Below are 10,376 nucleotides of genomic sequence, written 5' to 3'. Positions count from 1 at the left end.
AAAGCGCCGGCAAGGGCATCGGCGACTGACCGCTCATCGTGGATATTGGCTTCGACTGATTGAAGTTGCGGATCATCAGAACCAAACAACTTCTTGCCCCGATCCGGATGTCTTGATGCAATCCGAACGGAAAACCCGCGCTTGCAGAGATGCCGAACGATGCGGCGGCCGAGAAAGCCGGTTCCGCCGAAAACGGTTACGATGCGATCGTTCATGGCCGTCGTGGCTCAAATTTGCCAGCTTATATTGCGCTGTCTCGACCGTACGGTACAGGTAGCGCGGACGGCATGCCTGCCGACCACCGTCCATGACGTGGGCTACCTTGTACAGATGGGAGTCGATCTCGTCCGTTAGCTGATCGAAGTGGTCCCACTCCTTGCGGAATTCCGGCGATTGATGAGCCGATCGCAACAAATCGCGATTCTGCCATTGGACGTAGTTGACGATGCGCCGCCCGTCGAGGCTGCGATGCAGGCTGATTGAGATGAAGCCAGGCTGGCGCGCCATGAAGCGGGCCCGCTCAGTCATCAACCAGTGGTTAAAGCCTTCCGTCCCAGATGGCGGAACAAAATTAAATCAGACTGCGTTGGGCCAAACTGGCAACCCGAAGATCCCTCCGGCTGCCAGTTGAACCGGGGGCGATTCGTTCCCTGAGACCTCGTGAACGCGCCGCCATGGCAAACGGGCTGCGGATAAGTTGATGTCTGCCAACCCGCTGCGATTTTCATTTGACGTTGTCCTCCACTGTATTTGGTGACATGATCCCATTGCTGGCTTCGGCCAGTGAGCGATGAAGCGCTCGTCCGTCACAGTGGATCGCCAGAGCAGAGCTTGACAGCACCCTTAGGGGTCCGTTCAACAGCGCCAGATGCGATACGCAGAGCGGCAGCGCCAAATCGAACAGGGGCGACCGGAGAAATTCGATCGCCTCTTGCTTTTCCGACCTTCAGGTCCGGTTGCTATGAGTTATCACCCTTCATTGCCTCAGTAATCAAAACACTCAACTCGCCCATATCCTCCTCAATGTCCTCTCGGGAAATCCCTGCCCTCTCAGCGTCAAGGACACATTGTTGAATGGCGATGTTGACGCGCACTTCCAGCGCTTCTTCATCCAATGAAAACATCCCGGTGTCGATGTTCTTCGCCAACCAGTCGTGTAAGAAAGTCACGCCCTCTTGGCTCAACGATTTCTCCTATGCCTTGCGCTAGGGCATATAGGAGCGGGGCCGGAAGCGACAACGCCGGAGTTCGGGGGCTTTTCGGGGTCCGTAATGCGGGTCCGTCACGGCATCCGAGGTCCCATACGGCATCCGAGCTTCAAGCGTGGACGATACCCCCAGCTTTTTTATGCTCCCGCGATCCATGAGCAGCACGGCATGCGCGCCCTTGGCGACATGGCGGCTGATCTCGTCGAGGTGGAGCTGCATGGCTTCGGTGTCGGCATGCGGCAAGGCCAGGGCAGCACCTTTGCCGCGTGCCGGGCAGATGGCGCCGAACAGATAGGCGTTCTTGTAGCGCTGGTCGGCGGGCTGTCGGGGACGCGTGCCACGTCTTGCCCATTGCCGAACCAAGCCGTTCTTCTGGCCGATGCGGGCTTCGTCTTGAAACCATATCTCCACCCGTGTGCCTTTCGGCAGGTCGGCCAGATGGGCCGTCAGCGTGCGCGGAATTTTTTAAATGCCTCGACGATGTCGGCATCCTGCGCGGGGTGACGCGGCCGGGCGCTCATGTGCGAGAAGCCCAGCTTCTTCAGCAGTGTCGACACATGGCGCTGGTGATAATCGACGCCGAAGCGCTCCTTGATGACCCGCTGGAGATCAACGCGGCGCCACCGCACCACGCCGTCAACGGCAGGATCAGGGCCTGTTTCGACAATCTCGGCCAGCTCTGCCAGTTGCTTGGGCGAAAGCCGTGATGTGGGGCCACTCGACCACGAATCCAGAAGCCCATCCGGCCCGGCTTCGTGAACCGGTGAGCCCAGTCCCGCAAGGTCTGGCGGTCCATCCAGCCGATCCTGGCCGCGTCCGCACGGCTCATGCCGTCAAGCATCGCCGCCAGCGAAAGCAAACGGCTGCTCTGCCGCGCGTCCTTCGAAGCCCGGCCAACCGGCGAAGCTCCGAGGCCGAATAGTCTGTCCGCAACTGAACTGCTGATCCCATAGGCGAATCCCCCTTCGCCCCAAAAGAATCATAAATCGGGTCGCGGAGGAATCTGGAGGGAGCGAGTCAGAAATCGGCACCGCTGGTATAAGCCACGTTCAGAGCCAGGTGGTGATTGCCGCCGTCGAGGGGGACACGGACCCTGTTGTTCGCGGATTCGATGTGCGAGCCATCAAGGATGGCCTCGGAAATGCTATCCGGTCTGTCCCGAGAGGAGTGCACGCGTATTTCATAGAGGGTTGATGCCACTTTCACTGTGGCTTCAAATCCAGGCCAGCTTGGCGGAATGCAGGGGTCGACGACGAGAAAGGCACCCTCCCTGCGGATGCCCAGGATGCCCTCGACACCCGCCCGGTACATCCATCCTGCGGACCCGGTGTACCAGGTCCAGCCGCCACGCCCGACATGCGGCGCGACCGAGTAGACGTCGGCAGCAACCACATATGGCTCTACCTTGTAGCGTTCGACCTCTTCGGGCGTGCGTGCGTGGTTGATCGGATTGATGAGGGCGAACAGTTCGGCAGCCTTGTCCCCCGATCGCATCTCTGCAAATGCCAGAATTGCCCACATGGCGGCATGGCTGTACTGGCCGCCATTTTCGCGCAGGCCAGGCGGATAGCCCTTGATGTAGCCGGGGTCGCGTCGCGTCTTGTTGAATGGTGGTGCGAACAATAGCGCCAACCCCTCGTCGCGGCGGATGAGCCGCCTGTCCAGGGAGGCCATTGCGGTTCGGGCGCGCGCGGGATCGGCAGCGCCGGACAGCACCGCCCAGGACTGGGCGATGGAGTCGATCCGGCATTCCCGGTTCTTCCTCGAACCGAGCCACGTGCCGTCATCGAAGGTGGCGCGGCGATACCACTCACCGTCCCAGGCCTCCCGTTCCAGTGCCTGTCGCACTAGTTCGGCATGGGCGCGCCAACGGCGGGCCCGTTCCGGGTCGCGGTCGTCCGCCAGGGGCGCAAACAGCGCGATGGTGCGTATCAGCAGCCAGCCGAGCCACACGCTCTCGCCCTTGCCGCCCTCGCCGACGCGGTTCATGCCGTCGTTCCAGTCCCCGGTGCCCATCAGCGGCAACCCATGCTCTCCGGTGAGGTGCATGCATTGGTCGAGGCCGCGGGCGCAGTGCTCGAACAACGTCGCGGACGTATCGGCAAGCATCGACCGGAAGAAGGCATCATGCTCGCCGGGATGCAACGCCTGGCCTTCGAGGAATGGCACCATCTCGTCCAGGACTGCGGGATCAGCGGAGGTGGCGATGTAGGTGGCAGTCGCGAAGGCGAGCCAGACCCGGTCGTCAGAGATCCGCGTTCGCACGCCCCGCCCGGAATGCGGCAGCCACCAATGCTGCACGTCACCCTCCATGAACTGGCGGGAGGCGGCTCGCAACAGGTGTCGCCGCGTTTCTTCCGGCCGCGAGGATGTCAGCGCCATGCCGTCCTGCAGCTGATCGCGGAAACCATAGGCGCCGCTCGCTTGGTAAAAGGCCGAACGCGCCCATATGCGGCAGGCGAGCGTCTGATACAGCAGCCAACCGTTCAGCATGATGTCCATCGCCCGGTCGGGCGTCTTGACCTGCACGGCGCCGAGCAGGTCCTCCCAGTAGTCGGTTACTTCCTTCAGGGCAGCGTCGAGATCGGCGGCGCGATAGCGGGCAATCAGTGCCCTCGCGTCCTCGAGCGACCCGCATTGTCCGATGAACGAGACGATCTCAATCGTCTCGCCTGCGCCGACCTCGAAAGTGGCCTGCAGCGCCGTGCACGGATCGAGGGCGGCGCCGGTCCTGCCGGACAGAGGGATCCGTCTTCTGAGCGCGGCTGGCCATGCAGGTCCACCCTGGCGGCCAAGAAACTCGGTGCGGTCGGCGGTCCAGGCGCTCTGCCTGCCGGAGAGATCGGCAAAGGCGACGTGGTTGGACAGGTCCATGCTCCAGGGATTGCGGGCCAGCATCGCGCCGGTGGCTGCGTCTACCTCCGTGATTATGAAAGGTCCCGACGCACTGCGCGATGTGCCCAGCACCCACTCGGTAAACGTCGTGACCGACAGGCGGCGCGCCCGTCCGGAAACGTTGCGAAGCGTGAGCCGCGAGATCTTGATCGGATCGCCGAGCGGGACGTACTGCAGCAGGTCGAGGGCGACGCCATTCACCTCGTGTTCGAAGCGGCTGTAGCCGAAACCGTGGCGCGCGACGTAGGTTTCGCCGTCGCGGATCGGCTGAGCCGTCGCGCTCCACAGCTCAAGAGTGTCTTCGTCGCGGACATAGATCGCCTCCCCCGCCGGGTCGGAGACCGGATCGTTCGACCACGGCGTGAGCTGGTTGTCGTGACTGTTCTCGGCCCAGGTGTAGCCGCTCCCACCCGCCGACACCTGGAAACCGAATCCGGGGTTGGCGATCACGTTGATCCATGGCGCCGGCGTGCTGTCTCCTGAACCAAGGATGGTGACATATTCCCGGCCGCTCCTGTCGAAGCCGCCCAAGCCGTTGAAAAACTCGAGCCCCCTTGGTTCCGACGCGGGACGTGGTGCCGATGCTGACGGCCTCGGAGCCGGAGTCGGCATCGCGGAAGGAAGCGATGGCGGTATGAGGGCGAGCTGGTCCGCGATTGACCCGCGGCGGGCAATCAGCGCGACGCGAGCCACTGATTGCAGCAAGGCGCGGGCGTCGCCGTCCATCATGTCGGCGCGAAGGGCATAGACCGAGCCCTGGGCGTGCTCTTCGCCGAAACGTGGCCGCGATTGGCTGCTCCGAACCGCCGTCTCGATCGCGATCTGCAAATCCTGAATGTAGGATGAGGCGCGCTCGTTGATGATGACCAGGTCGACGCCGAGGCGCTTCATGCGCCAGTATTCGTGGGCGCGCAACAACTGTCGGACCTGGCGGATATCCTCGATCTCGTCGATCCTCAGCAGCACGATCGGCAGGTCGCCGGAAATCGCGTGCGGCCACAGGCCCGACTGGCGGCCTGCGCCGCGAATGATCGCTTCGGGTGGCGCCCGGAAGCGCGGGTCGGCATAAAGGATCGGTGCGGTGAGGCGCTGGAAGTCCGCCGCTTCCGCCGCGTCGACATCGAGATAGCGCAGTTGCACCTGAGCCTGAGTCCAGGCCAGGGTCTGCGCCCGCTCGAAGGCGCTGCGATCGTGATGCTTGTCGATCAGTTCGAGGAGCTCGGCGCGCGACGACGCAACAATTGTCCAGAAGGCGACCCGTGCGACTTTGCCTGGTGGAACCGCCACGCGGCGCCGTAGGGAAAACACCGGATCGAGCACGGTTCCCACAGTGTTCGAAAGCGGCAGGCCATCGACGATTGCCGAAGCGGAACGGATGGCACGGCCACGGTCGAGGAAACGTGCCCGGCCCGACTCGTATTGCGGTTCGGCGACGATTTCGCCCTCCACCACGGCGAAATGGGCGGCCCAGATTTCCGGTTCGCCGGACGAACGCCGGCGGCGCGTCGCAATCAGCGCCCCGAACTCCGACAGATGCTCGGTCTCGACGAACATCTTGGCGAAAGCGGGGTGTGCGTTGTCGGTCGCGGGAGTCGTCAGCACCACTTCGGCGTAGGACGTCACCTCGATCTCGCGCAGGCGCCGCCCGCTGTTGATCAATGAGACACGGCGGACTTCGCCGTCATCCTCGCCGGAGACGACAACATCCAATGTCGTGGTCAGCGTACGATCCCTATGGATGAAGTGGGCGTGATCCTCTTCGAAGATGACCTCGTCCCTGTCGGCGTCGCCCGGCCTCCGGGGCCCGCCAGGGGACCAGATGTTTCCGGTTTGCGCATCCTTGAGGAAGACGAACGACCCCCAATCGTCGCGGGTCGCATCCTCCCGCCAACGCGTCACTGCGACATCGCGCCAGCGACTGTAGCCACCCCCCGTCGCGGTCAGCATGACCGCGTAGCGACCGTTGGACAGAATGTGGGTTGCGGGGGCGCCCGCGACCGCACCGGTAAGGCGGCGTACGCTCGGCGCCACGGCGATTGCCTTGGCCGCCGAGGCCTTCACCTCTTCGGCTCGGGGATGCGCGATAGCGACAGACTCGGGCATGCGCTCCTGCAGCAGCAGTTCGCTGGCCTTGATGATCGGCTCCCGATGGAAGCGGTCGCGCATCTGTCCGTCGTACAGCGCGTTTGCCAGGGAAACGATGGTCATGCCCTGATGGTGGGCCATGTAGTTGCGGACGATTGCAACCGTCTGGTTGTCGGGAAGCCGCGACCGGGTGAAATCGAGGGCCTCGTAGAAGCCGTAGCGCCCCTCGGCGCCCATCCTGGCGAGGCGCGCATAGTTTTCGCGTGCGGCGCGCGGGTCCACCATGGCAGCAAGGCCCGTCGCATAAGGCGCGATCACCAGATCGCCGGAGAGGCCGCGCTTCAGCCCGAGACCGGGGACGCCGAAATTGGAATACTGGTAGGTGAATTCCATGTCGCGGGCATTGTAGGCCGACTCCGAAATCCCCCACGGAAGGCCGAGCGAGCGCCCGTACGCCTCCTGCCGCTGCACCACCAGACGATTGGTCTGCTCCAGCAGGCTGCCAGCCGGAGCGCGCATGACCAACGACGGCATTAGATACTCAAACATCGAGCCGGACCACGAGATCAACGCTGACCCGCTTCCCAGCGGCGTGGCGGTCCGGCCGAGCCGAAACCAGTGCCGGGTCGGCGCATCACCTTTGGCAATCGCAATGAGGCTCGCAAGCCGGGCCTCCGACGCCAGCACGTCATAACAACTGGGATCGAGGCTATTCTCGGCAACGGAATAGCCAATCGACAGCAGCTTGCGATCCGGATCGAGAAGGAACCCGAAGTCCATCGCCATCGCCATGGCGCGCGCCGTGGCCGCGAGTGCCTTCAACCGCTGGTCAGAACGGGGCGACGCATCGTCGATCGGCGAGCGGTCACGGGCATGTTCTGCGATCGTCCTGCCCAGCGCCTCTAGCCAGAAAGCGGCATCATCTGCTCCTTCGTCGCCGGCAGGCGAGACGCCGCCGCGTACCACCCTTGCGGCCTTGTCGGTCAGCCGCCTGAGCGCCGGAGCCAAGGTCTCGATCGACTGCACGCCATTCAACTGGGATCCGATTTCATCGAAGATGGTGGCGAGCTGGCGACCACGTTCCCCATGCGCGCCGGGCACGGTGCAGGATGCGTCGCGGGCCAACCAAAGGGTGTCCGCAATGCCGCGGCGGGCGTTGGGCGCCACCGGGGCATGGATCCACTCCTCACAGGCGTTCGCCAGCGCGATCAGGTGACCGGCGAAATTGCCGCTATCGACTGAGGAAACATATGCCGGGTCGAGCGGTCGCAGATCCTGGGTACCGTACCAGTTGAAGAAGTGGCCATTGAGACTTTGCATCTTCTGCAGGGTGGCGAACGTCGCCTCCACGCGATCGACGGTCTCGGCCGTCCCTGTCCAGCCGAAGTCACGGGCAGCTACGGCAGACAACAGGTAGAGGCCGATGTTGGTCGGCGAAGTCCGGTGCGCAACGGCGGGGCTCGGGGCCTCCTGGAAATTGTCCGGGGGCAGCATGTTGTCCGCTGGCGTTACGAAAGTCTCGAAGAAGCGCCAGGTGCGACGCGCAATAAGCCGCAGGTCTCGAGCTTCCTGGTCCGAGAGCAAGAGCCGTCGCTCGCGGGGCGCCCCACGGCTGGCCCACAGGGCCGCCGCCGGGGCTGCCAGCCACAAGAGTGCGACGGGCAGAACCGCTGGCCACGAGGTTGGGGCAACAGCGACCGCACCGGCCGACACGACAAGTCCCAGCACCGTGCCGCCGGCCATCTGCCGATAGAAGCCCCCGAAATCCAGCCGCCGACTCCCCGCGGCCTCGGCGGCTGTCGTCCATTCGAGCAGGTGACGCCGTGTCCACAGCACCCGCGCCAGCGTCCTGACGATGGCATCCCCCACGCGCCAGGCCTGATCGGCAAGGAAAGCAACGGAAAGCGCGGTCTGGATGGCTGCGAGCGAGATGTGGGCGCCGAGCGTGGCAAGATGGCTGCGAAGGCGAATTCCGGCTCGATGCGGCACGAACAAGAAGGCAGTCGGTAGGAAGGCGGGGATCGCGGTGGCCGCGACGACGAAAAGTGTACCCAGCAGGGCCGACGGCATCGGGAGCAACCAGCACAGCCCGAGAGCCAACACCATGCCCGGCGCCAACAACGAACGTCGCAGGTTGTCGAGCATCTTCCAGCGGCCGATCGCAGGTACCGCGTGGTTTGCGGTCACGCGCCCGAAGACCCAGGGAATGAGTTGCCAGTCACCGCGCGTCCAACGATGCTGACGCTTGCACGCCACGTCGTAGCGCGACGGGAAATCCTCCATGACTTCGATGTCGGAGGCGAGGCCCGCACGCGCGAAGATGCCCTCGAAGAGGTCGTGGCTGAGCATGGCGTTTTCCGGCACACGACCGGCGAGCGCCGCCTCGAAGGCGTCGATGTCGTAGATGCCTTTGCCGGTGTAGGTTCCTTCGCCGAAGAGGTCTTGATAGACGTCCGAGACTGCCGCCGCGTAAGGATCGGTGCCGCCGGGCGCGGAAAAGACCTTTTGAAAGAACGAGCCCTCGATGTCCATCGGCAGCGAGGGGGTGACGCGCGGCTGCAAGATGGCATAGCCGCTGGTGATGCGCTGCCTTGCGGGATCGAACCGTGGACGGTTCAGGGGATGGGCCATCTTGCCGATCAGCCGAAGAGCGGCATCCCTTGGCATTCTGGTGTCGGCGTCGAGGGTGACGACGTAGCGTACATTCGAGGGCACTTGAACGGGCCGCCCGGCGATGGGCACGAACGTCGTGTCGACGGCACCGCGCAGCAGCCTGTTGAGCTCATGCAGCTTGCCTCGCTTTCGCTCCCACCCCATCCATAGGTTTTCGCTGGTGTTGAAGACGCGGCGGCGATGCAGCAGCAAAAATCGGTCGCCGCCCGGACCCGCCCCGTAACGACGATTCAGTTCGTCGACGGCCTCGGCCCCACGCCGTAGAAGGCTGTCGTCGCTCGCCAGAACCTCCTGATCGGCATCGACCCCGTCCAGCAACAGCGTGAAGGTGAGATCGCCCCCGCCGCCGGCAAGGTGGTGGACCTCCAGCCGTTCAATCTGTTCGAGGAGGTCGGCTTCGCTGGTCAGCAGCGTCGGGACGGCCACGACCGTTCTAAGAGATTCTGGAACCCCGGGTGCCAGGTCAAGCCCCGGCAATATCGTGGGGCCAGAAATCCTGGTCGCAGCGCGATTGACGAGCGCGGTTGCGACCTCGGTCGCCGGCGCCAGACCGACGACGGCAAAAAGCGCCAACCAGCCGGGACCAAGGCCCGCAATCCCAAGTGTCCACAGCGCTAGAGCCAACAGCACCAGGGTGACGGCCATGATCGTGCCGCCATAGCCGCCGATGCCGAAGGGAGCGCCGAAGCGACTGATCAGCAGGCGCGCCGGCGGCCGGAACTGGATGCTCCGCTCCAGCGCGTGACGACCTTCGGCGATGAGGTGATAACCGGGATCGCCGACACGCTCCGCGGTTTGCACATCAGCCGCCGCGGACGCGGCACGCTGTGACGCGATCAGGGCATGTTGCGCGATCTCGAGTTCGGTGGATGAGGACCCGCGGGCCAGTTGTTCAATCGCGTTGCGGTAGAGATTTCGAGTTGCGAAATCCATGTCGGCGAAGCCGCTTGCCGCGCGCAGCCGCTCGTCGACGAGGCTGATGCTCTCAAACAGATCGGCCCAGTCGACGTCCGAGATCAGCCGCATGCTGGTGATGATGTTGCGCACGGTGACATTGGAGGCGCCCTGCCGCCGCTGGACGTGTTCCACCGCTTCTTCCACGGACGTGCCCTGCCGGCCGAGCCGCTCTTCCAGCCACCCGAGAGCGGGCGTCGTTCTGGGATCGTGGTCGCGCAGGCGCTTGGCAAGCTGTGCGGCGAAGGTGTCCGACAGGGCTTCAGATGAACGGGTGACGGCGACGATTTCGAGCGCCGATCGTGTGTCTCCCAGTGCGAGTAACCGGCTGGCCATCGCATCGACTTGGGCGCGCACGCGTCGACCCATCGTCATCTGATCAACAAGGCGCCGGAGGTTTTCGATGAGCACGATGCGCAGGGTGATCGCGGTGGCCCACAGCTCGCCAATCGTCAGCGGCTGGACCCGCTGATAGGCAGCGATGAAGCGACGAAGGACATCGGGGTCGAAATGGCTATCGGTGTGGGCGACGAAGGCCCAGGCGATGCCGAAAACCCTAGG

General features: G+C 64.1%; 3 protein-coding genes and 2 pseudogenes. All 5 read right to left on the bottom strand.

Annotated features, from left to right (window positions below):
- Nucleotides 1-215, bottom strand: a 215-nt coding sequence (locus tag G6N73_RS32590; protein ID WP_165034052.1) for an SDR family oxidoreductase, incomplete at its 3' end; no start/stop codon positions are given.
- A gap of 172 nt (nt 216-387) precedes the next feature.
- Nucleotides 388-528, bottom strand: a pseudogene (locus G6N73_RS38140) (antibiotic biosynthesis monooxygenase); the annotation flags it as partial.
- Between the two features lie 431 nt (nt 529-959).
- Nucleotides 960-1,184, bottom strand: a complete 225-nt coding sequence (locus G6N73_RS32580; protein WP_165034050.1) for a DUF768 domain-containing protein — start codon at nt 1,182-1,184, stop codon at nt 960-962.
- 60 nt (nt 1,185-1,244) lie between these two features.
- Nucleotides 1,245-2,159, bottom strand: a pseudogene (locus G6N73_RS32575) (IS630 family transposase); the annotation flags it as partial.
- A 66-nt stretch (nt 2,160-2,225) separates the two neighbouring features.
- Nucleotides 2,226-10,376 (bottom strand): glycoside hydrolase family 94 protein (locus G6N73_RS32570; RefSeq protein ID WP_165034049.1); only part of this gene is annotated, 8,151 nt, incomplete at its 5' end.

This window comes from Allomesorhizobium camelthorni, from assembly GCF_011045125.1.
Taxonomy (GTDB): Bacteria; Pseudomonadota; Alphaproteobacteria; order Rhizobiales; family Rhizobiaceae; genus Allomesorhizobium; species Allomesorhizobium camelthorni.
Note: the sequence above shows the minus strand (reverse complement) of the source record. Positions and strands in the feature narration are given on the sequence as shown.